General features: G+C 68.9%; 1 pseudogene. It reads left to right on the forward strand.

From position 1 onward, the window contains the following. Positions 1-58: 58 nt before the first annotated feature. Positions 59-283 (forward strand): annotated as a pseudogene (locus tag RM50_RS21135) (hypothetical protein); the annotation flags it as partial.

A 283-nucleotide genomic window follows, 5' to 3' on the forward strand; every position in this document is an offset into this window, starting at 1 on the left:
CGGCCGGACCGGGACGGAATGCCCTGGCTTAGCGCGTGCCTGCCCGCGGACCAGGCGCTTGCCGGGTGGAACCGGCTCACCGCCGTCGCCCGTGCCCTGCACGGGCACGGACGAGCGCCGGACCCTGACCCAACTCCGCGCGGACCTGTTTGCTGCCACTGTCCTGGGCAGCGGCACATCAGACCGCACGTACGCCAGAGGTACCCCGGCCGGCAGTGTTGAAGAAACAGATGTCCCGCCGACATCAATAAGGGCCCATGTCCTGGTCACGGTTCCCGTGTTC

Source organism: Pseudarthrobacter phenanthrenivorans, from assembly GCF_000813845.1.
In the GTDB taxonomy this organism is placed as follows: Bacteria; Actinomycetota; Actinomycetes; order Actinomycetales; family Micrococcaceae; genus Arthrobacter; species Arthrobacter phenanthrenivorans_B.